The sequence below is a fragment of the Cupriavidus sp. 22TCCZM01-5 genome, assembly GCF_057798915.1.
Window position 1 is genome coordinate 185,265 of the sequence record NZ_JBYOJR010000009.1, and the last position, 21,541, is coordinate 206,805.

Consider the following 21,541-nt stretch of genomic DNA (forward strand, 5'->3'; position numbering starts at 1 on the left):
GACTGCCGGAACGGCCCTGGTTCCAAGCCCGTTCCCGATGGTCAGATACTCAGATACTCAGATACTCAGATCCGGTACGCGGCAGTCGTCATCACGCGCGAGGCGCCGCGCATCAGCCCACGCACCGGGGCAGGCAGCGGCACGCCACCGGCAGCCCGGGCGGCATCGCCGTGACGGATCTCGTCGTCGCGCATCTGTTCGAGGATGACGCGCGAACGCCCGTCCGCGGCGGGCAGCCGATCGAGGTGGCCGCTCAGGTGCTGCTCGACCTGATGCTCGGTCTCGGCGACAAAGCCCAGGCTGACGCGGTCGCCGGCACGACCCGCCAGGAAGCCAATGGCAAAGGCGCCGGCATACCACAGCGGATTCAGGAGGCTGGGCCGCGAATCGAGCTCGCGCAGGCGCTCGGCGCACCAGGCCAGGTGGTCTTCTTCCTCTCGCGCGGCGGCGTCCATCTGGGCGCGGATCTCGCCATTGCGCGCGGTGAGTTTCTGCGCCTGGTAGAGCGCCTGTGCGCAGACCTCGCCGACATGGTTGATGCGCATCAGGCCGGCTACGTGGCGGCGCTCGTCCGCACTGAGCTGCCCATCGTCCGGCGCCAGCCGGTCAGCCGGGTTGGAACGGCCCGAGCGCGTAGCGCCGGCGATGGCACGCAATGCCATGTCGAATTCGCGAATGAAAGTGTCCATGCGGGAAAGCGAAAAGACCAGAAAAAGGAAAAGGCGATCAGGCAAATACCGGAAATCCGGACCTGGCCCCGCAATACCCTGCCAAAGCAGGGACAACATGCCACCGCCGCGGATCGGCGAAAGCATCGGGATTACCCGCATTGTAGCAAGCCTCTAATCCCCGCCATCCCATGCCAGGCCTAGCTATTTACTCACGAGTACACAAAAACCCTGAGTTGTTAAAAGCAGACAAAGGGGTTGGCACCGGATAGTGAATTAAGGGTTGTTTGTTACAGTGCTTCGCAGCTTCTTACGAAGTTTGGCAGTGGGGATTGGAGACCCAGGAGGTTTCCCCGCGGACCACATAACAATCATTAGTGGAGATCGTTGAGCATGAAAAAATCGCTTATCGCGCTCGCTGCATTGGGCGCGTTTGCTGGTGCGGCACAAGCACAATCGAGCGTGACGCTTTACGGCGTGGTGGACGCCAACATCGAATACGTCAACAACGTTGGCGCCGTACCGGTTGCAACCAACGGCTTCAATCGCGGCCCGGCCCATTCCGTTGCCCGCATGGACGCCGGCGGCCTGTCCGGATCACGCTGGGGCCTGCGCGGCACGGAAGATCTTGGCGGCGGCCTGAAGGCCGTATTCGTGCTCGAAAGCGGCTTCAGCAGTGACAGCGGCGGTCTCCAGCAAAGTGGCCGCCTGTTCGGTCGCCAGTCCTTCGTGGGTCTGCAAAGCGATAGCTTTGGGCAATTCACCTTCGGCCGCCAGTACGTGTCGATGTTCGACGCCCTGGCCAACTTCTCGCCGACCGCCTACGCCACCCAGTACGAACCTGTCGTACTGCAGCAAGGCCCGAACTACCGCGAGGACAATACCGTCAAGTACACCGGCAAGTTTGGTCCGATCACCGCGGGCGCCCACTGGTCGTTCGGGACTGGCGTAGCCTTGCCGGCTACGGTTGGCGTGGCAACGCCGATCGGCGGCAACGGCGAAGTCCCGGGCGCGTTCCGGCGCGACACGGGCTACGGTGCGGCCGTGGCCTACGCTGCAGGCCCGTTCGGCGCGACCGTTGGCTACGACCAGTGGAATCCGACCATCGGTACCGGCAACGGCACCGTCAAGAAGGCTTCGGTCGCGGCAAGCTATACGTATGGCCCGGCCAAGATCATGGGCGGCTATCGTTGGGGCCAGCAAAAGAACAACGTAGACGTGCTGATCCAGCGTGACGACTTCTACTGGATCGGTGCCAACTACCAGGTCACCCCGGCTATCGGCCTGACGCTCGAGTACAACTACGACAACCTCAAGAACCTGTTCGGCGATACGCACGTTGCCAACCCGTGGCAGATCGCCTTCATTGCGAGCTACTCGTTCTCCAAGCGTACCGATGTCTACCTGAGCACGGCCTACGCCAAGAACGCCGGCCTCACGATGGAATCGCTGGCAACCACGTACGCCACCAGCCTTTCCCTTGGCAACAGCTATGCGCTGGCCAATGGCCAGAGCTCGATGTTCGGCGCTGCCATCGGTATCCGCCACAAGTTCTGAGCGCATTCCGCTTGAACAGGAAAGGCACCTTCGGGTGCCTTTTTTCATTGGCACGGCGCATGCGCGGTCATAGGGCATCACCTCATCGGCGTCGACGGAGGTGCCAACTACAATGCACTGACCCATCCAACCGGACCGCCCGGAGCCCTCAGGAGACCCACATGCCAACCAATCGCCGGCACGTCGTCGCACTGCTGTTGTCCGGTGGTCTCGCCGCGCTTTTCAGCCAGGCTGTCCTCGCGGCCGATCCCTATCCGAACAAGCCGATCCGGCTCGTGGTGCCGTTCGCGGCCGGTGGCACGACCGACATCCTGGCGCGGGCCGTGGCGGCCGAGCTGGCGAAGCTGCCGGGCTGGAATATGGTGGTGGACAACAAGCCCGGCGCCGGCGGCAATATCGGCGCGGACATCGTCGCGAAATCGGCACCCGACGGCTACACGCTGCTGATGGGCACGGTCGGCACGCACGGCATCAACCAGTCTCTGTACGGCAAGCTGCCGTTCAATCCGATCAAGGATTTCGCGCCGATCACCGAAGTGGCCGCGGTGCCCAACGTGCTGGTCGTCAACCCGGCCTTCGCCCAGCAGAACAAGATCAGCAATGTGCGCGACCTGATTGCCTACGCGCGCGCCAATCCCGGCAAGCTCAACATGGCATCGAGCGGCAACGGCACGTCGATTCACCTGGCGGGCGAGCTGTTCAAGACGCAGACGCGCACCTACATGGTCCACTTCCCGTACAAGGGCAGCGGGCCGGCGCTGACGGACCTGGCCGGCGGCACCATGCAGGTCATGTTCGACAACCTGCCGTCCTCCATGGCGCTGATCAAGGCCGGCAAGCTCAAGGCGCTGGCCGTGACCAGCGCGAAGCCGTCGCCGGCACTGCCCGACGTGCCGACCATCGCAGCCGCCGCGAACCTGCCGACCTACGAAGCGAGCTCATGGTTTGGCCTGCTGGCGCCTGCCGGCACGCCGCCGGAGATCGTCAGCCGCCTGCAGCATGAGGTGGCCAAGGCACTGGGCGCGCCGGCCGTGCGCGAGCGCCTGCTGGCACAAGGGGCGGAACCGGTCGGCAACACGCCCGAGCAGTTCGCCGCGCTGATCAAGGCCGAAACGGCCAAGTGGGCCCAGGTGGTCAAGGCCTCCGGTGCAAAGGTGGACTGAGACGGCGGCCCCAACGGTCCAACCGGCATATACTTGAGGCATCAAATGTCTGGACAGTCCGGCAGAACCAGCTGTCCGACTGCACAACCTGCCATAGAGATGCCCAATCCCTCCGCCGCCGGCAGTGCCGATGCCGCCCCGGTCGACCTGGAAACCCGTGCCGGCGACACCGTCCACGAGGCGCTGCGCCTTTGGCTGCGCCTGCTGACGTGCACTAACCTGGTGGAAGCCGACATCCGCAGCCGGCTGCGCCAGGACTTCGCCTGTACCCTGCCCCGCTTCGACCTGATGGCCCAGCTCGACCGCCATCCGGAAGGCCTCAAGATGGGCGAGCTGTCACGCCGCATGATGGTGACCGGCGGCAACGTCACCGGCATCACCGACCAGCTGCAGGAGGAAGGACTGGTCTCGCGCGAGGCCCTGCCTACCGACCGGCGCGCCTACCTGATCCGGCTCACGCCGGCCGGCCGCGAGGCCTTTTCCCGCATGGCGCGCGCGCACGAAGACTGGATCGAGCAACTGTTCGCGGGCCTGGCCGATAGCGACCGCCGCGCCCTGTTCCGGCTGCTTGGCCGGCTCAAGGCCGGGCTGACTTCGCCATGAAGACCACACGCACACTGATTCTGGCCGCCCTGCTGGCGGCGCTGGCCGGCTGCAATACGGCGCCGCCAGCGCCGCAGGTCACGCCGCTCAATGCCACCATCAAGCTCGGCCGCGTCACCGAGAAGACCTTCCTGACCCGTATCGATGTAGCCGACGGCAGCGCCGGCTACGGCAGCTATGGCGGCGTTGGCGTCGGCGCCGTGGGAGGCGGCGGTGGGGGCGGAGGCGGCGTGGGCGTCGGCTTCTCGTTTGACCTCTCGCGCCTGTTCAACCGGCCGCCGCCGCAGCAGATCGACCTGTTCCAGTACAAGGTACGCACCATCGACGGCACCATTGCGTCGGTCAATGCCCCGGCCGCGCCCGGGCTGGAGCCGGGGGCCTGCGTGCGGGTGATCTACCCTGATGGTGGCGGCGATGCCCGCCTGGCGCCATCGAACGAGTGCTGAACGGCGCGTGCAAAGCAGAACGGCCTCCCCGAATGACGTGAGGGAGGCCGTTCCGTCTGTGCCGCAGGTCCGGGTAAGGGATCAGGCCGCCTGGCGGGAATCGCGCAGTTCGCGCCGCAAGATCTTGCCCACGTTGGTCTTGGGCAGCTCGGTGCGGAACTCGACGTACTTGGGCCGCTTGTAGCCGGTCAGCCGCTCCTTGCAGAACTCGATCACGTCGCTCTCGGTGAGCGCCGGGTCCTTCTTCACCACGTAGAGCTTCACCACTTCGCCGGAATGCGTGTCGGGAACGCCCACGGCGGCGACTTCCAGCACGCCGGGGCATTCAGCCGCCACGCCTTCGATCTCGTTCGGATAGACGTTGAAGCCCGACACCAGGATCATGTCCTTCTTGCGATCGACGATCTTGGTGTAGCCGCGCTCGTCCATCACGCCGATATCTCCGGTCTTGAAGAAGCCGTCGGCCGTCATGACCTTGGCGGTCTCGTCCGGCCGGTTCCAGTAGCCGGCCATCACCTGCGGGCCGCGGATGCAGATTTCGCCGGGCTGGCCGAGCGGCACGTCGCGGCCGTCGTCGTCGCGGATGGCGATATCGGTCGATGGCAGCGGCAGGCCGATGGTGCCGGAGAATGCCGTGCTGTCGGTTGGGTTGCAGGTGGCCGACGGCGAGGTCTCGGACAGTCCGTAGCCTTCGATGATCGGGCACCCGGTCTTGGCCAGCCACTGCTTGGCTACGGCTTCCTGCACCGCCATGCCACCGCCATTGGCCACGCGCAGGCCCGAGAAATCGACCTTGCCGATTTCGGGGTTGTTGATCAGCGCGTTGTACAGCGTGTTGACCGCCGGGAACATATGGAACTTGTACTTCTGCAGTTCCTTGATGAACCCCGGGATGTCGCGCGGGTTCGGGATCAGCACGCTCATGCCGCCCTTGCGCATGCCCAGCAGGCAGCAGACCGTCAGCGCGAAGATGTGGTACAGCGGCAGCGCGGTGATCGTGACCACCTGCTCGATCGGCGCACCCTTGTTCAACGCGGGCTGCATCCAGGCTTCGGACTGCAGCACGTTGGCCACGACGTTGCGATGCAGCAGCTCCGCGCCCTTGGAGACGCCGGTGGTGCCGCCCGTGTATTGCAGGAACGCGACGTCGTCCGGGCCGGTCGTGGCCGGCTGCAGCGTCAGCCTGCGTCCTTCGGCCAGCACGGCGTTGAAGCGCACGCAATTGGGCAGCTCCCACTCCGGCACCATCTTCTTGACGTTGCGCACCACGAAATTGACGATGGCGCCCTTGAGGCCGCCCAGCAGGTCGCCCATGCTCGCGACCACCACGTGCTTGACCGGCGTGCGCGCAAGCACATGCTGCAGCGTGGTGGCAAAGTTCTCGAGGATGACAATGGCCTCGGCACCGCTGTCCTTGAGCTGGTACTCGAGTTCGCGCGGGGTATAGAGCGGGTTGACGTTGACCACGACAAAGCCCGCGCGCAGCACCGCGGCCAGCACCACCGGATACTGCAGCACGTTCGGCATCATGATCGCCACGCGCGCGCCGGGACGCAGGCCGCGCGACTGCAGCCACGCGGCGAAGCGCGCGGACATCCGGTCCAGCTCGCCATAGGTGATGGCCTTGTCCATGCAGACAAAGGCGCGGCGGTCAGCGTAGGTGCGGAAGGAATGCTCGAGCAGTTGCGCAAGCGAGCGAAACTGGCTGGCATCGATCTCGGCAGGTACGCCAGCCGGGTAGTGTTTCAGCCAAATCCTGTCCATGACACCGTCTCCTGATTTCTGAATGGTCGTTCGATTTTTCGGGAATGCTAAACGGCAACCCGCGTGAAAACAACACGTTAGACGAAGTCCTCAGGGGGAAGACCGGTCTCCAGGAGGATTATGCGCCACGGCTGCTGTCGCGGCCACGGGATAACCCCAAGACCGCCGTGCTCAGTCCGGCAGCACCAGCTTCATCATGTTGGCGGCGAGTTCCTGCGCGAGCGCTTCGGGCTCCATGCGGCCCGGCTGGTGCCAGGTGTACATGAAACCGACCACGCTGCCGATCGCATGGGCCGTGACGCGCGCATCGCCGAACGCGAACACACCCTCGCGCTTGCCTTCTTCGAGCAGAGCGTAGAGGTCCCGGTAGAAGTCGCGCGCCATGCTGTCGAGCCAGGCCACGGTCTCCGGCTTGAGGTACTGGTTGTCGCGAAAGCTGAGCGTGGCGGCGACATGGCACGAAACGCAGCGACGCGCCATTTCGAGCAGGCAGGCATGCAGCCGTTCCCGCACCGGCAGCGACGGATCTGCCGTCTCGCGAATCACGGGCAGGCAGGTCTGCGCCGACTCGCGGCACAGGATGTCGAAGATCTCGTACTTGTCGGTGAAGTAGTAGTAGACCGCAGGCTTGGTCACGCCCAGCGCGCGGCACAGGTCGTTCATGGTCATGCCGGGATAGCCCTTCGTGTAGAAGAGCTGCGCCGCCGCGTCGAGGATCTGGCGGCGGCGGGCTTCCTGGCGCTCGGCGATATGCGGACGGGCCGGCGTTTCCTCGGCCACCGCTTCGGGTTTCGGTGCAATCGACATAGCTCAATTCTCGCATGGCGCCACGGCCGCGCGATCCCGTCCAACCGTGGGATGGCGTGCGCGGCCGGCAAGGGCGTAACGGCCCGTCACGGGATTCGTCCGATTGACGCCGGAGCGCAGCCGGCCTAGCATCATACCCATCGGTACATAAATATACTACGAGGTAAATTCGAACGGCGCGCCTGTCGCGCCGCTGCCGACATCCTGCGAGGAGACACCCGCTGATGGACCCGACTGCAAAGCCGACCCCGGCCGCCGCCGCCACCGGCGCGCCACGGCACGAAGCCGAGTATCTCGATGACCTGCGCCGGCGCTGGCAAGCCGCGTGGCCGGCCGGCGCGCCGCGCGAGCCGCAGTATCCGCTGGGGCGAGTGCCGCTGTCGGAGATGCTGCGCCACTGGGCCCGCGAGCGCCCGCGGCAACCCGCCGTCCATTTCTACGGCCACGTCACCACCTATGCCGAGCTGGACGCGCAGAGCGACCGCTGCGCCGCGCTGCTCGCCGCGCAAGGCATCGGCGCGGGCGACCGCGTCGCGGTGCTTCTGCCCAACTGCCCGCAGTTCCATGTAGTGTTCTTCGGCATCCTGAAGCTGGGTGCGATCTACGTGCCCGTAAGCCCGCTGTCCCAGCGCGCTGAGTTGCTGCACGCGCTGCGCGACAGCACGCCGTGCGCATTGGTGTCGCTGGACCAGCTGCTGCCGTTGGTGGCCGACGCACGCGCCGAACTCGGCGCGGCCGATCCCCTGCGCACATTCTTCGTGGCCAGCTACGCCGATGTGGTGCCGGACAAGCCCACGCTGCCCCTGCCGCCCATGGCGCAGGCTCCGCGGCTCGACCCTGAGCCCGCGGACCGCGCGATCGACCTGCTCGCGGCGATGTCCGCCTGCACCGCTCCAGCGCCGCGGGCGATCCCCGACATCGACGCTCCAGCCGCGCTCAACTACACGGGCGGCACCACGGGCCTGCCCAAGGGCTGCATCCACACGCAGGGCGACATGATCGACATGGCCGCCGCGTTCGGCGCCGTGGCGCTGCCCATGGCCGACGACGCCGTCATGCTCGGCTTCTTCCCCGAGTTCTGGATCGCCGGCGAGAACCTGTGCCTGATCTTCCCCGTCTTCTTCGGCGTGCCGCTGGTCCTGCTGGCGCGCTGGGACGCCCAGACCTTCATGGCCGCCGTGCAGCACTACCGCGTCACCAATGCCTCGATGCTCGTCGACAGCGCGGTCGAAGTGATGGACCACCCGCGCGTCGGCGACTATGACCTGCGCTCGCTGCGCCATGTCGGCGTGTCGTCCTTCGTCAAGAAGCTGAACCTCGACTATCGCGGCCGCTGGCAGGCGCTGACGGGTTCCACCATCGCGGAAACCGCGTGGGGCATGACCGAGACGCAGACCTGCAACACCTTCACGTACGGCATGCAGGACCACGACATGGACCTGCGCGCGCAGCCCGTGTTCGTCGGCCTGCCGGTGCCCGGCACCGAGTTCAAGGTGTGCGATTTCGCCACCGGCGAACTGCTGCCGCTGGGCACCGAGGGCGAACTGTGCGTGCGTACGCCCACGCTGCTCAAGGGCCACTGGAACAAGCCCGACGCCACGCGCGAATCGCTGCGCGACGGCTGGTTCCATACCGGCGACATCGGCGTGATCGACACCGACGGCTACCTGCACTACCTGGGCCGGCGCAAGGAGATGCTCAAGGTCAACGGCATGAGCGTGTTCCCGGCCGAGATCGAAACCATGCTCGGCCAGCATCCGGCCATCCTGGGCTCGGCCGTGGTCGGCCGCCCCGACGAGGATCGCGGCCAGGTGCCGGTGGCCTTCGTGATGCTCAAGCCCGAGGCCGCCGGCACGGTCGACGAAGCTGCGCTGACCGCGTGGTGCCGCGGCAGCATGGCGGTCTACAAGGTGCCCCAGCTTCGCATTGTCGATACGCTGCCGCTGACCGCGACCGGCAAGGTGCGCAAGCAAGACCTGATACCGCTGGCCGAAGCGCTGCGCTGACACCGCATTGCTCTTCCCGCTGCGGCACCGCGATGCCGCAGCGGGCGTCTGCCCGCCCCCCCTTTTCTACCGACATGATTCCGCCCAAGCTCCTGATCGCCAACCGCGGCGAAATCGCCATCCGCATCGCCCGCGCGGCCGCGGCCCTGGGCATGCCGAGCGTGGCCATCCATAGCGACGACGACCGCGACGCGCTGCACGTGCGCAAGGCCGATGAAGCCGTGGCACTGGCCGGCAGCGGCCCGCGCGCTTACCTCGATATCGGGCAGGTCGTCGCCGCCGCGCGCCGTGCGGGTTGCCAGCTCGTCCATCCCGGCTATGGCTTCTTGTCCGAGAACGCCGACTTCGCGCAGGCGTGCCTTGACGCCGGCCTGACCTTCGTCGGTCCAGCCCCGGATGTGCTGCGCCTGTTCGGCGACAAGGCGCGTGCCCGTGCGCTGGCCCGCGAGCATGGCGTGCCCGTGGTGCCGGGCACGACCGGCCCGACCACGCTGGCCGCGGCCCATGCGTTCTTTGCCGGCCTGCCGCGCGGCACCGGCATGATGATCAAGGCGCTGGCCGGCGGCGGCGGGCGCGGCATGCGCGCCGTCCACGACGCGGCGCAGATCGACGAAGCGTGGTCGCGCTGCGCGTCGGAGGCGACGGCGGCATTCGGCAACGGCGCGGTTTATGTCGAGCAGATCGTGACCGCGCCGCGCCATATCGAAATCCAGGTGGTCGCGGACGCCGGCGGGCAAGTGGTCACGCTCGGCGAGCGCGAATGCAGCCTGCAGCGCCGGCACCAGAAGCTCGTGGAAGTGGCGCCCAGCCCCGCGCTCGACGATGCAACCCGTGCACGCCTGGCAGAGGCCGCCAGCACGCTTGCGCGCGCGGCCGCCTACCGCGGCATCGGCACGTTCGAATTCCTGGTGCAGGAGCGCGACGGCCAGGCGCCGGCGTTCTGGTTCATGGAGGCCAATCCGCGCCTGCAGGTCGAACACACCGTGACGGAGATGGTCACCGGCGTGGACCTGGTGCAAACCCAGCTTGCCATCGCCATGGGCGCGGACCTTGCGCAACTGGGTCTGGAACGCGTACCGGCACCGCGCGGCGTGGCCGTGCAGCTTCGCATCAATGCCGAGCATCTCGACGGGCAAGGACAATTGCGTCCCGCTGCCGGTACGCTCACCGCGTTCGAGGCACCGAGCGGGCCGGGCGTGCGAGTCGACAGCGCGGGCTTCGCGGGCATGGCGGCCAACCCGCGCTTCGATTCGCTGCTGGCCAAGCTGATCGTGCACGAGTCCGGCGGCAATTACCCCCGCGCGCTCGCGCTTGCGTACCGTGCCTTGTGCGAGTTCCGGATCGAGGGCATCGACACCAACCGCCGCCTGCTGCAGGACCTGCTGCAGCAAGACGCCGTGCAGCGCAATGCCGTGCATACGCAGTACCTCGACCAGGCCCTACCCGCGCTCGCCGCGGCCGGCGGCGACCACCCCGCGCTGCATGCAACCGGCGCCGCAGCTGTGGAACAGGACAGCGAGGCCGACGACGACCTGCCCTCCGATGCCGTAGCCGTGCAGGCGCCAATGGACGGCGCTCTGGCCGCGCTCCATGTGCAGCCCGGCGACACCGTACGCCGCGGCCAGCCGCTCGCGATCATCGAGGCCATGAAAATGGAGCACCCGGTCGAGGCGCCTGCCGCGGGCACGGTGCTGGCCGTGCGTGCGCAGGCCGGGGCGACCGTGCGGGCAGGTGCCGCGCTCGTGCTGATTGAAACCAGCGACGACGCCGGCCACACCGAGCAGGTCCGCACCGCCGACGACCCCGATCATGTCCGCGCCGATCTGCGCGATGCGCTCCAGCGCCACGCGCTCGGCCAGGACGCCGCCCGCGAGACAGCCGTGGCAAAACGCCATGCACAGGGCGGCCGCACCGCGCGCGAGAACATTGCGCAGTTGTGCGACGCGGACTCCTTCATCGAATATGGCGCACTGGCGATCGCCGCGCAGCGTCAGCGCCGCACGGAAGACGACCTGATCCGCTCGACGCCGGCCGACGGCATCGTGACGGGCATCGGCACCGTGAACGCGGCGCAGATCCCCGGCGCCGATGCGCGCTGCATGGTGCTCGCCTACGACTACACCGTGCTGGCCGGCACGCAAGGCTACTACGGCCACAAGAAGCTGGACCGCATGCTGGCGCTGGCGCTGCAGTGGAAGCTGCCCGTGGTGCTGTTCGCCGAGGGCGGCGGCGGCCGCCCCGGCGACACCGACATGCCGGTGGTGGCCGGACTCGACTGCACCTCGTTCATCCAGTTCGCGCGGCTGTCCGGGCAGGTGCCGCTGGTGGGCATCGTGCATGGGCGCTGCTTCGCCGGCAATGCGGCGCTGCTGGGCTGCGCCGATGTGATCATCGCCACGCGCAGCGCCACCATCGGCATGGGCGGTCCGGCCATGATCGAGGGTGGCGGCCTGGGCGTGTATGCCCCCGAGGAAGTCGGGCCCGTCGGCGTGCAGGCGCCCAATGGCGTGATCGATGTGCTGGTGGACGACGAAGCCGCCGCCGTCGATGCCGCGCGCCGCTACCTGTCCTATTTCCAGGGCGACGCGCCCGGCTGGCAGGCCGAAGACCCGCGCCGCCTGCGCCATGCGATCCCCGAGAACCGCCTGCGCAGCTACGACATGCGCGCGGTGATCCATGCGCTCGCGGACACCGGCTCGGTGCTCGAACTGCGCGCGGCATTCGGCACCGGCATTCTCACCGCGCTGATCCGCATCGAGGGCCGCGCGTTCGGCTGCATTGCCAGCAACCCGCGCCACCTCGGCGGCGCCATCGACAGCGCCGCCGCGGACAAGGCCGCGCGCTTCATGCAGCTGTGCGACGCGCATGGCTTGCCGATCCTGTCGCTATGCGACACGCCGGGCTTCATGGTCGGGCCGCAGGCGGAGAAGAGCGCCACCGTGCGCCACGTCTCGCGCCTGTTCGTGATGGCCGGCGCGCTGCGCGTGCCGTTCTTCACGGTCGTGCTGCGCAAGGGCTACGGGCTTGGCGCGCAGGCCATGGCCGGCGGCAGCTTCGCGGCGCCGTTCTTCACCGCAGCCTGGCCGAGCGGCGAATTCGGTGCCATGGGCCTGGAAGGCTCGATCCGGCTCGGCTTTCGCAAGGAGCTCGAAGCCGTGGCCGACCCCGACGAGCGCGAGGCGCTGTTCGCGCGCATGGTCGATGCCGCCTACCAGCGCGGCCGCGCACTGAACATGGCCAGCCACCTGGAAATCGACGCCGTGATCGACCCGGCCGACACGCGCCGCTGGCTGCTGCGCGGGCTGGCCTCGGTGCCGCCGGCCAGCCTTGGCCGGCGCACGGGCGAGGACCGCCGCTTTATCGACACCTGGTAGCGGGTAGCGGCACCTCAAACCCGCCACGCCGCCCGGATGCTTCATCGACAACAGGAGGAGACACCTGATGCAGACCACCACGCCAACGCGCGGAGCACCCCGCGCCCGCAAGCGTCCCCTGGCCCGCCTGCTGGCCACCGCGGCCCTGGCGGCTGCCCTGGCGCCCGCGCTTGCGGCAGCGCAGGGCGCGCCGGTCAAGGTTGCGTTCATCGACCAGCTGTCCGGGCCGCTGGCCAATGTGGGCGAGATCTTCCAGGCCAACCTGAAGTTCGCGATCGACGACGCCAATGCGCAGGGCGGCGTGCTTGGCCGCAAGTACGAGCTGGTGAGCTACGACAACAAGCTGTCCGCGCAGGACAGCCTGGCGGCGCTGCAAAGCGCGATCGACGCCGGGGTCAAGGTGGTGTTCACGGGCGGCTCGGGCTCCTCGGTCGTGACCGCACTGGTGGAAGCCGCCACGCGCCACAATGAACGCAACCCCGACCGCCGTATCCTGATCGTCAACTATGCGTCGATCGACCCGGACCTGACCGGCGCGCGCTGCAGCTTCTGGCATTTCGCGACCGAGGCCAACACCTCCATGAAGATGCGCGCGCTGGCCGACTTCACGCGCGAGCAGAAGGATATCCACAAGCTCTACCTGCTGAACCAGGATTACGCGCACGGCCGGGTCTGGGCCGCGCTGGGCCAGCAGATGATCACCACCGCGCGGCCGGACACGCAGTTCGTCGGCGCCACGCTGCACCCGCTCGGCAAGGTCAAGGACTTCGCGCCTTATGTCAGCAAGATCAAGGCAAGCGGCGCCGACACGATCGTCACCGGCAACTGGGGCCAGGACCTGAGCCTGCTGATCAAGGCCGCGGGCGATATCGGCTATGACCCGCGCTACCTGAACCACAGTGGCGGCGGCGCACCCGGCACCGTGCTGGCGGTTTCGCAGGCGAAGACGGGCAAGCTCACATGGGTCTCGGAATGGCTGCCCAACACCGAGGATCCGGCGCTGTCCGCGCTCGCCGCGCGCGTGAAACAGACCGCCGCCGGCGAGTATTTCACGCCGCGCGTGCTGGTGTCGGTGCAGCTCGTGACCGAGGCCATGCGGCGCGCCGGCAGCGACGATCCGACCAGGGTCGCGCTGGCGCTCGAAGGCATGAAGATGAAGACCGCGCTGGGCGAGGTGACGATGCGCAAGAGCGACCACCAGCTCCTGCTGCCGCAGGTGGTGTCGACCGTTGCGCCCGTTGACGGCAAGACCGTCAAGGTCGGCGCCGAAGGCACGCAGTACGGCTTTCGCCTGAACAGCGTGACGCCGGCGCAGGCACTCGACCTGCCGTCGGCCTGCCATATGAAGCGGCCAACCGGCGTCTGAGCGGGACGGCGTCCGGTCAGTGGTCGGACCGGACGGTGCCGGGCGCCCGCTCCTCGGCGTTCAGCGTGCCGGTATTCACGGCCGGCGGCGCCAGCTTGCGCAAGGCGGCATGGCGCTCGTCCGCAGGCAAGTCGCCGATGCGGCGCGCCTCGGCATAGAAGCGCGTCCAGTCGCCGCCAACGCTGTCGAGCAGCGCCGTGAATGCGGGCACCCATTGCTGGTACGTGGCAACGGCGGCCAGGTGTGCGTTGGTCAACGGTTGGTCGAACCAGCGGTCGTAGCCGCTGTAGCCGCCCCACTCCACGCGCAGCTTTGCATACTGGCTGCGCAGGCTGTCGAAGATCTCGGCCTTGCCGCGGCGCTTGGTGTCATCGTCCGCGCCCGCACGGTACAAGGCATCGAGCCGGTCGCGCGTGTCCAGGAGCAGCGCCCGGAACTGCCTTCGCCGGCTGTCGTACTGCCGGTAGCTCGCGCGCGCATCGTCCGACGCATCGTCACGGAGCCAGCGCTCCACGCCGGCGATCTCCACCGCAGTCGCGAACGACTCGTTGAAGGCCGTGTCATTGCGTACATAGACCACCTGGTGCGCGAGCTCGTGGAAGATCATGCGCGCCAGTTCGCCTTCGGGCAGGTAGACGAAGGTGTTCAGCAGCGGGTCATCGAAGTAGCCCAGCGTGGAATAGGCCGGAATGCCCGCCACATAGGTCTCCAGGCCTTCGCGGCGCAGGCCCGCGGCATAGTGCTCGGCATCGCCCTGGGCGTAGTAGCCGCGATAGCTGATGCAGCCGACGATCGGGAAGCACCACTGGTGCAGCGCCATCGACAGTTCGGGCGTGGCAAACACGCTCCAGACCACGTAAGGCCGGTGCAGGTTGGCATAGCGGCGGTAGCTGCCGTTGTCGGGCAGCTTCAGCTCGCGCGAAGCATAGTCGCGGATGTGGCGCGCCAGCGTCAGGCGCTGGGCCAGGCGCGCATCGTTGGACGCCTGTGCGCTGGCAATCGCGTCATCGAGCGACTGTGCCTGCGCCATCACCCCCAGGTGGCCACCGATGGACTGGTAGTAGTAGCCGACCGTATCGCAGCCGGCCATCGCCAGCGCCAGCCCCGCCGCTACCAGGATGCCCGCCGCGCGTCGGCGGCCCTTCTTCCAGTCCATCACCGGCTCATGGCGCGACGGCCACCACTTCCGCCTCGTGCCAAGCCTCCACCTCGACCAGGCAGTCATAGAACACAGGCGCACGGCCCAGGTCGGTAAGCCGCTGGCTGGTCAGTTCATTGGCGTTCTTGCCGTCCGGCGCGAGCTTCTTCCACCAGATCGACAACCCCACCACCAGCCCGCGCCGTGCGCGGTCGGTCACGCGCGCCCGCGCGAGCATGCTGCCGCGGTCGTTGAACGCGCGCACGCGGGCACCGTTGACGATGCCGCGCGCGGCGGCATCGTCTGGATGGATGTCCAGGTGCGGCTCGCCCTCGGTCGCGCGCAGGCTGTCGATATTTACGAAGCTGCTGTTCAGGAAATTGCGCGCGGGCGGCGAGATCATCGCCAGCGGGTACCTGTCGGCCAGCTCGGGCGCCGAAGACGGCGCTTCGTACGGCGCCACGTAGTCGGGCAGCGGATCGAGCCCGGCGCTGCGCATGGCCTCGGAATAGAACTCGCACTTGCCCGAGTCGGTGGGAAAGCCGCCGTGCGCGAACGGCGCGGCCGGCAGCGACAGTTTCTGCCAGCCCCGCGCCTTGAGCGATTCCCACGTAATGCCCTGCGCACGCGCGTCGCCGGGAACGATGGCCTGCGCCGCGATCTGCTCGTCGCTGTCGCTAAAACACGGCTCGCTGAAGCCCATGCGCTGCGCCAGGCGGCGGAAGATCTCGGTGTTGGGCAGGGCCTGGCCCATCGGCTCGATGGCGGCGTTGTTTGCGAGGAAGTACGTGTGCCCATAGGCCTTGTGCACATCCACGTGCTCGAGCTGCGTGGTCGCGGGCAGCAGGATGTCGGCGTAGTCGGCCGTATCGGTGCGGAACTGCTCGAGCACGACCGTGAACAGGTCCTCGCGCGCAAAGCCTTCGGCCACCTTGCCCGATTCCGGCGCCACCGCCACCGGGTTGCTGTTGTAGACGACCAACGCCTCAAGGCGCGGATTGCCCGGACTGCCCGGATCCAGCAGCGCATCGCCGATCGTGCTCATGTTGACGGTGCGCGGCAACCGGCCGGGGGGCAGCAAGTCGGGCCGCTGCAGGGCCCTGTCGTTGACCGGGAAAAATCCCGACGCCGACAGCTGCAGCCCACCCGCCGGATGCCGCCACGCACCCACCAGCGACGGCAGGCACGCCACCGCGCGCACCGCCTGTCCGCCGCCGTGCACGCGCTGCATGCCATAGTTCAGGCGGATGGCCACCGGCTGGCGCTCACGCACCGCCAGCGTGCCGTAGAGGCCGGCCAGCCATTCGATGTCTTCGACCGCAATGCCGCAGATCTCCGCGGCACGGGCCGGCGAGTACGCCTGCGCGCGCTCGCGCAGCGCGTCGAAGCCCAGCGTGTGCCGGGCGATGTAGTCGTGGTCGAGCAGGTCGTCACGGATCAGCACATGCATGATGGCCAGCGCCAGCGCGCCGTCGGTGCCCGGCATCGGTGCGATGTGGCGGTGGCACTTCTCGGCGGTCAGCGAGCGATACGGATCGATCGCCACCAGCGTCGCGCCGCGCCGCTTGGCTTCCTGCGCGCGCGTCCAGAAATGCAGGTTCGACGCGATCGGGTTGCCGCCCCAGATGATCACGAGCTTCGCGTCGACGACGTTTTCCATGTCCATGCCGACGCTGGCGCCATAGGTGTAGCGCAGCGCCGTGGCGCCGGCGCTCGCGCAGATGGTGCGGTCCAGCAGCGAGGCGCCGAGCTTGTGGAAAAAGCGCGCGGCCATGCTTTCGCCCTGCACAAGTCCCATGGTGCCGGCGTAGCTGTACGGCGCGATCGCCTGCGGGTCGCGCGCGGCAATGGCCTTGAGCCGCGTGGCGACTTCGTCCAGCGCCTCGTCCCAGGAGATCGGCTCGAACTTGCCCTCGCCCTTGCGCCCGACCCGGCGCATCGGCGTCAGCAGCCGGTCGGGATGGTAAGTGCGCTCGGTGTAGCGCGATACCTTCGTGCACAGCACGCCCTGGGTGCCCGGATGGTCCGGATCGCCATTGACCTTGATCGCGCGGCCGTCCTCGACGGTGACAAGCAGGGCACAGGTGTCGGGACAGTCATGCGGACAGGCGGCGCGGACAATACGGGAAGCCATGGAATCTCCGGGCAGGCAGGAAGGCGGCTGGAATATGGGTCGGGGCGATTGACGATTGGCCAGGGGGATGGCCCGAATGCCCGTCACAACCGTGAAAACCACAGCGGACGCGGCAGTTTCTGCTCGGATTGTATTCGATTATGATGCAGCGGCGCGTTCCGGTCCTGGCCGGAAAATGACCGCCGGCCACCCGTGCCCCGCAGCCATGAGCGGCTTGCGGCAGGCATGCTGACAGCTGGCGGGAGCCCCGACGCCGGCGCAGACCGGCCCGGGGGCGCATGGGTATCCAACCTGACATTTTTGCGGGGATTCATGTCCAATCTTAACGGGGTCAAGGCCAGGCGCTTCGCCGGCCTGCTGGTGGCTGGCGCCATCGGCTTTTGCGGCGCAGCGGGCGCCGCCATCGCAGCGGAAACCGGTGTGACGGCCGACACCATCGTGCTCGGCCAGTCTGCTGCCCTCAGCGGGCAGACGGCGGCACTTGGCAAGCAGATGGGTGCCGGTGCGCGCCTGTACTTCGAGTCCGTCAACCGGCAGGGTGGCATTTACGGCCGACGCATCGAACTGCAGACGCTGGAGGACTACAACGAGCCGGAGACCGCGGCGGCCAATACACGCAAGTTCGTCGGCGAAGGCCGCGTATTCGCGCTGTTCGGCTATGTCGGCACGGACAATGCCGAGGCCTCGCTGCCGGTCGCGGCGCAGGCCGGCGTGCCGTTCTTCGCGCCCTACACCGGAGCACAGTCCCTGCGCGATCCGCGCGCCCGCAATATCTTCCATGTGCGTGCCGGCTTCAATGAGGAAACGGCCGCCATCGTGCGCCAGATCCGCACCACCGGGCTCAAGCGCGTGGCCGTGGTCTACAACGACGACGCCTATGGCAAGGCCGGCCTGGAGGGGCTGGCGCGCGCGCTGCAGGCATCGCCGGACCCGAGCGTGCAGATCGTGGCGCGCGAGAACGTGGTGCGCAATACCGTCGAGATCGGCGACGCCATGCAGGGCACCATGAAGGCCAATCCCGACGCCGTGGTGCTGGTCAGCGCCTACCGCACCGCCGGCGCCTTCGTGAAGGAAGCGCTGCGCCGTGGCTACAGCGGCCAGTTCTACAACGTGTCCTATGTCGGCACGCAGGCGCTGGCGCGCGAACTGGGCCCGCTGGGCAGCGGCGTGATCATCTCGCAGGTCATGCCGCACCCGGGCAACGCCACGCTGCCGGTGGTGCGCGAATACCTGCGGCTGCTGCAGGTCGCCGGCAAGCCGGACGACTTCGATTACGTCGGCATCGAGGGCTTCGTCGCCGCCAAGGCCTTTACGGAAGGCCTGCGCCGCGCGGGCAAGGACCTGACGCGCGAACGGCTGGTGGCGGCGCTGGAAGGCATGCGCAATGTCGATCTGGGCGGCTTCATCGTCAACTTCACCCCCGAAAACCACGTGGGATCGAAGTTTGTCGAGATGACGATCATCAACTCGAAGGGACAGGTGATTCGCTGAACGGACAATGGAGGGATCGCGCGCTCTACCCTCCTGTCATCTACCCCATATCGTTCAGGTGACACGCCGAAAGCCTGCCCGGCGCGATCTCCTTCAGCAGCGGCTGCTCCGCCTTGCAACGCGGCATCGCATGCGGGCAGCGCGGATGGAAATGGCAACCCGTGGGCGGATTCAGCGGCGACGGAATTTCGCCGCGGATCGCCACATAGGTCTTCTTGCCGACTTCGAGCTTGGGCGCCTCGGCCAGCAGCGCCTGCGTGTACGGATGGTTGGGCGCGGCGAAGACCTCCTCGGTCGGCGCCGACTCCACCACCCGGCCCAGGTACATGATCACCACGCGGTCGCTGATGTGCTTCACCACCCCAAGGTCGTGGCTGATGAAGAGGTAGGTCAGGTTCAGCTCCTGGCGCAGGCGCATGAACAGGTTCAGCACCTGGGCCTGGATCGAGACATCGAGCGCCGCCACCGACTCATCGCACACCAGGAATTCCGGCTTCACCGCCAGCGCGCGCGCAATGCCGATGCGCGCGCGCTGGCCGCCCGAGAACTGGTGCGGAAAGCGGCGCAGCACGGTCGGGTCCATCCCCACCCGCACGAGCATGTCTTCCACATAGGCCTTCTGCTCGCCGCGCGCGACCATGCCGTGCACGACCGGTGCCTCGCCCACGATATCGATCACGCGCAACCGCGGATTGAGCGACGCATACGGATCCTGGAAGATCATCTGGATCGCGAGCTGCTTCTCGCGGCGCTTCGCCGGAGGCAAATGATCGAGGTAGGTGCCATGCCACAGGCGCTCGCCTTCGGTCAGGGAGTGCAGGCCCACCGCCATGCGGCCGAGCGTGGACTTGCCGCATCCGGACTCGCCCACGAGCCCCACCACCTCGCCCTGGCGGATGCTCAGGTCAACACGATCGACCGCGTGCACCACCTCTTCGCGCGCGTGAGCGCCGAACAGGTTGGCGATGCGCGCCGCGGTATCCAGCGATTTGACGAAGCGCTTGGAGACTCCACGCAGCTCCAGCAGTGGCGCGGACGGCGTCACCGTCTGCGAAGGTCCGTCCGTCATGGCAGGGGTATCCAGTTCCGTTTCGCTCATGCCGCCTCCTGCCGGGCCATCACCGGATGGAAGCACCGCAGCCGCCGGCCGTCGGACGCCGTCTCCAGCGGTGGCTCGGTCTTGCACACCTCGGTGGCATAGGGGCAGCGTTCGCGGAAAGCGCAGCCGCCAGGCAGGTTCAGCAGCGACGGCGTCATGCCCGGGATCTGCTTCAGCGGCGCACCGCGCGGGTTGCGCGAGGGTGCCGAGCCGATCAGCCCGTGCGTATAGGGATGCTCGGGGCGCTCCAGCACCTGGCGCACGTCACCGGACTCGACGATCCTGCCCGCGTACATCACGCAAACCGAATCGGCGAGGCCCGCCACCACCGACAGATCGTGCGTGATCCAGATCAGCGCCGTGCCCGACTCACGGCACAGCGTCTGCATCTCATAAAGGATCTGGCCCTGGATGGTCACGTCCAGCGCCGTGGTGGGCTCGTCGGCAATGATCAGGTCGGGCTTGTTCAGCAGCGCGATCGCGATCGCCACGCGCTGGCGCATGCCGCCCGAGAACTGGTGCGGATAGGCCAGCAGGCGCTCATCCGGCGACGGAATGCCCACGCGCGCAAGCGCGTTGCGTGCCCGCTCGCGCGCTGCGGCCTTGCTGACTTTGTCGTGCGCCGTCACCGCCTCGATCATCTGCGTGTCGATGCGCAGGACCGGGTTCAGCGTCATCATCGGGTCCTGGAAGATCATGGCGATGCGGTTGCCGCGCACGTCGCGCTGCTGGGCCGGCGTGAGCGCGCGCAGGTCGCGCGTGACGCCGTCGCGGCTGGTCAGCGCGATGCGGCCGTCGACGACTTTGCCGGGCGGGTCGATCAGGCCCATGATCGAATAGCCCGTCATCGACTTGCCCGAGCCGGATTCTCCGACCAGGCCCATGATCTCGCCGCGGCCGACCGTGAAGGATACGTCGTCCACCGCCTTGGCAATGCCGCCGCGCGTGAAGAACTGCGTCTTGAGGTGTTCGACCACCAGAGTTGGTTGTGCCATGTTGCCCCTTCCCTATTGCGTCTGCAGGCGCGGGTTCAGCACGTCGCGCAACTGGTCCGCCACGAGATTCATGGCGACGATGGTGACCACGAGCGCAATGCCCGGGAAGAAGCTGATCCAGTACTTGCCCGACAGCATGTACTGCTGGCCGTTCGAGATCAGGGAGCCCAGCGACGGTTCAGTGATCGGCACGCCCAGCCCCAGGAACGACAGCGTTGCCTCGAGCGTGATGGCCGATGCCACCTGCAGCGCCGCGATCACGATCAGCGGCGGCAGGCAGTTGGGCAGCAGGTGGCGGAACATGATGCGCCCCGGCGGCAGGCCCAGGCAGGTGGCGGCATCGATGTATTCCTTGCGGCGCTCGACGAGCGCCGCGCTGCGCGTGGTCCGCGCATAGTAGGCCCACTGCACCGCCACCAGCGCGATCACGATATTGCCGATGCCCGGGCGCAGGAACGCCAGCAGGATCAGCGCCAGCAGGATCGGCGGGAACGACAGCTGCAGGTCGGCCACGCGCATGATGAAGGCCTCGGCGCGCCCGCCCAGGAAGCCCGCGAGCAGGCCTAGCGTCGCGCCGAGTAGCAGCGCGATGACCGTGCTGACCACGCCCACGCCAATACTGATGCGCAGCCCGTACATGACCGCGGACAGGATATCGCGACCCTGCTCGTCGGAGCCCAGCAGGAACGTCATGCCGTTGCCGGCCTGCTCGCCAGGGGCAAGGCGTGCATCGAGCACGTCGAGCGCGGCCAGGTCATACGGATTCTGCGGCGCCAGCCACGGCGCGAAGATGGCAACCAGGATGATGGCGACCAGCGTAATCAGCCCCGCTATGGCGATCTTGCTGGACAGGAATTCGGCGGCGAAGCGGCGCAACGGCGTCTGCTCGCGCGCGGTCTTCGGCTTGTCTGCGGTGGCGGCAGTCATGGC

General features: G+C 67.6%; 16 protein-coding genes. 8 read left to right on the forward strand and 8 right to left on the reverse strand.

Features of this window, described 5'->3' with window-relative positions; genetic code table 11:
* Positions 1-65: 65 nt before the first annotated feature.
* Positions 66-689, reverse strand: coding sequence for a 2-polyprenyl-3-methyl-6-methoxy-1,4-benzoquinone monooxygenase (gene coq7, locus AC3FNH_RS11820; protein ID WP_488720171.1), 624 nt, complete (start codon positions 687-689; stop codon positions 66-68).
* A 372-nt stretch (positions 690-1,061) separates the two neighbouring features.
* Between coq7 and AC3FNH_RS11825 the strand changes: the two genes are divergently transcribed.
* From AC3FNH_RS11825 to AC3FNH_RS11840, 4 genes are all read left to right on the forward strand, one after another.
* On the forward strand, positions 1,062-2,225 hold the full coding sequence (locus AC3FNH_RS11825; RefSeq protein WP_488720172.1) for a porin: 1,164 nt from the start codon (positions 1,062-1,064) through the stop codon (positions 2,223-2,225).
* A gap of 161 nt (positions 2,226-2,386) precedes the next feature.
* Positions 2,387-3,388 carry a Bug family tripartite tricarboxylate transporter substrate binding protein gene (locus tag AC3FNH_RS11830; protein WP_488720173.1) on the forward strand — a complete coding sequence of 334 codons (1,002 nt, stop codon included), beginning with the start codon at positions 2,387-2,389 and terminating at the stop codon, positions 3,386-3,388.
* Positions 3,389-3,487: 99 nt separating this feature from the next.
* Positions 3,488-3,991 carry a MarR family winged helix-turn-helix transcriptional regulator gene (locus tag AC3FNH_RS11835; RefSeq protein WP_276098612.1) on the forward strand — a complete coding sequence of 168 codons (504 nt, stop codon included), beginning with the start codon at positions 3,488-3,490 and terminating at the stop codon, positions 3,989-3,991.
* Positions 3,988-4,437 carry a hypothetical protein gene (locus AC3FNH_RS11840; RefSeq protein WP_276098613.1) on the forward strand — a complete coding sequence of 150 codons (450 nt, stop codon included), beginning with the start codon at positions 3,988-3,990 and terminating at the stop codon, positions 4,435-4,437. The genes AC3FNH_RS11835 and AC3FNH_RS11840 overlap by 4 nt, the downstream gene beginning before the upstream one ends.
* Positions 4,438-4,518: 81 nt before the next feature.
* Here AC3FNH_RS11840 and AC3FNH_RS11845 read toward each other — a convergent pair whose 3' ends face one another.
* Both AC3FNH_RS11845 and AC3FNH_RS11850 read right to left on the reverse strand, forming a co-directional pair.
* Positions 4,519-6,201, reverse strand: a complete 1,683-nt coding sequence (locus AC3FNH_RS11845; RefSeq protein ID WP_488720174.1) for a long-chain fatty acid--CoA ligase — start codon at positions 6,199-6,201, stop codon at positions 4,519-4,521.
* A gap of 171 nt (positions 6,202-6,372) precedes the next feature.
* On the reverse strand, positions 6,373-7,008 hold the full coding sequence (locus AC3FNH_RS11850; RefSeq protein ID WP_276098615.1) for a TetR/AcrR family transcriptional regulator: 636 nt from the start codon (positions 7,006-7,008) through the stop codon (positions 6,373-6,375).
* 224 nt (positions 7,009-7,232) lie between these two features.
* Here AC3FNH_RS11850 and AC3FNH_RS11855 point away from each other — a divergent pair, with 224 nt between their 5' ends.
* The 3 genes from AC3FNH_RS11855 (at position 7,233) to AC3FNH_RS11865 (ending at position 13,754) form a co-directional block, all read left to right on the forward strand.
* Positions 7,233-9,014, forward strand: a complete 1,782-nt coding sequence (locus AC3FNH_RS11855; RefSeq protein ID WP_488720175.1) for an AMP-binding protein — start codon at positions 7,233-7,235, stop codon at positions 9,012-9,014.
* 74 nt (positions 9,015-9,088) lie between these two features.
* Positions 9,089-12,388, forward strand: coding sequence for an acetyl-CoA carboxylase family protein (locus AC3FNH_RS11860; protein ID WP_488720176.1), 3,300 nt, complete (start codon positions 9,089-9,091; stop codon positions 12,386-12,388).
* Between the two features lie 67 nt (positions 12,389-12,455).
* The gene (locus AC3FNH_RS11865) at positions 12,456-13,754 is read left to right on the forward strand and encodes a branched-chain amino acid ABC transporter substrate-binding protein (RefSeq protein WP_488720177.1); all 1,299 of its coding nucleotides are present in this window, start codon (positions 12,456-12,458) and stop codon (positions 13,752-13,754) included.
* 16 nt (positions 13,755-13,770) lie between these two features.
* On the opposite strand, the gene AC3FNH_RS11870 is transcribed toward AC3FNH_RS11865, so the two are convergent.
* Both AC3FNH_RS11870 and AC3FNH_RS11875 read right to left on the reverse strand, forming a co-directional pair.
* Entirely contained in the window at positions 13,771-14,910 is a 1,140-nt protein-coding gene (locus AC3FNH_RS11870; protein ID WP_488720178.1) for an aminopeptidase, read from the reverse strand.
* Between the two features lie 7 nt (positions 14,911-14,917).
* Positions 14,918-17,026: a molybdopterin-containing oxidoreductase family protein gene (locus AC3FNH_RS11875; RefSeq protein ID WP_276098620.1), complete on the reverse strand. Its 2,109-nt coding sequence runs from the start codon at positions 17,024-17,026 to the stop codon at positions 14,918-14,920.
* A gap of 312 nt (positions 17,027-17,338) precedes the next feature.
* Here AC3FNH_RS11875 and AC3FNH_RS11880 point away from each other — a divergent pair, with 312 nt between their 5' ends.
* The gene (locus AC3FNH_RS11880; protein ID WP_488720179.1) at positions 17,339-18,517 is read left to right on the forward strand and encodes an ABC transporter substrate-binding protein; all 1,179 of its coding nucleotides are present in this window, start codon (positions 17,339-17,341) and stop codon (positions 18,515-18,517) included.
* Between the two features lie 40 nt (positions 18,518-18,557).
* Here AC3FNH_RS11880 and AC3FNH_RS11885 read toward each other — a convergent pair whose 3' ends face one another.
* The 3 genes from AC3FNH_RS11885 to AC3FNH_RS11895 are packed head-to-tail and all read right to left on the reverse strand — an operon-like array spanning position 18,558 to position 21,538.
* Positions 18,558-19,616 carry an ABC transporter ATP-binding protein gene (locus AC3FNH_RS11885; RefSeq protein ID WP_488720180.1) on the reverse strand — a complete coding sequence of 353 codons (1,059 nt, stop codon included), beginning with the start codon at positions 19,614-19,616 and terminating at the stop codon, positions 18,558-18,560.
* Positions 19,613-20,611, reverse strand: coding sequence for an ABC transporter ATP-binding protein (locus tag AC3FNH_RS11890; protein ID WP_488720181.1), 999 nt, complete (start codon positions 20,609-20,611; stop codon positions 19,613-19,615). The genes AC3FNH_RS11885 and AC3FNH_RS11890 overlap by 4 nt, the downstream gene beginning before the upstream one ends.
* A gap of 12 nt (positions 20,612-20,623) precedes the next feature.
* Positions 20,624-21,538 carry an ABC transporter permease gene (locus AC3FNH_RS11895; RefSeq protein ID WP_276098624.1) on the reverse strand — a complete coding sequence of 305 codons (915 nt, stop codon included), beginning with the start codon at positions 21,536-21,538 and terminating at the stop codon, positions 20,624-20,626.
* Between the last annotated feature and the right edge of the window lie 3 nt (positions 21,539-21,541).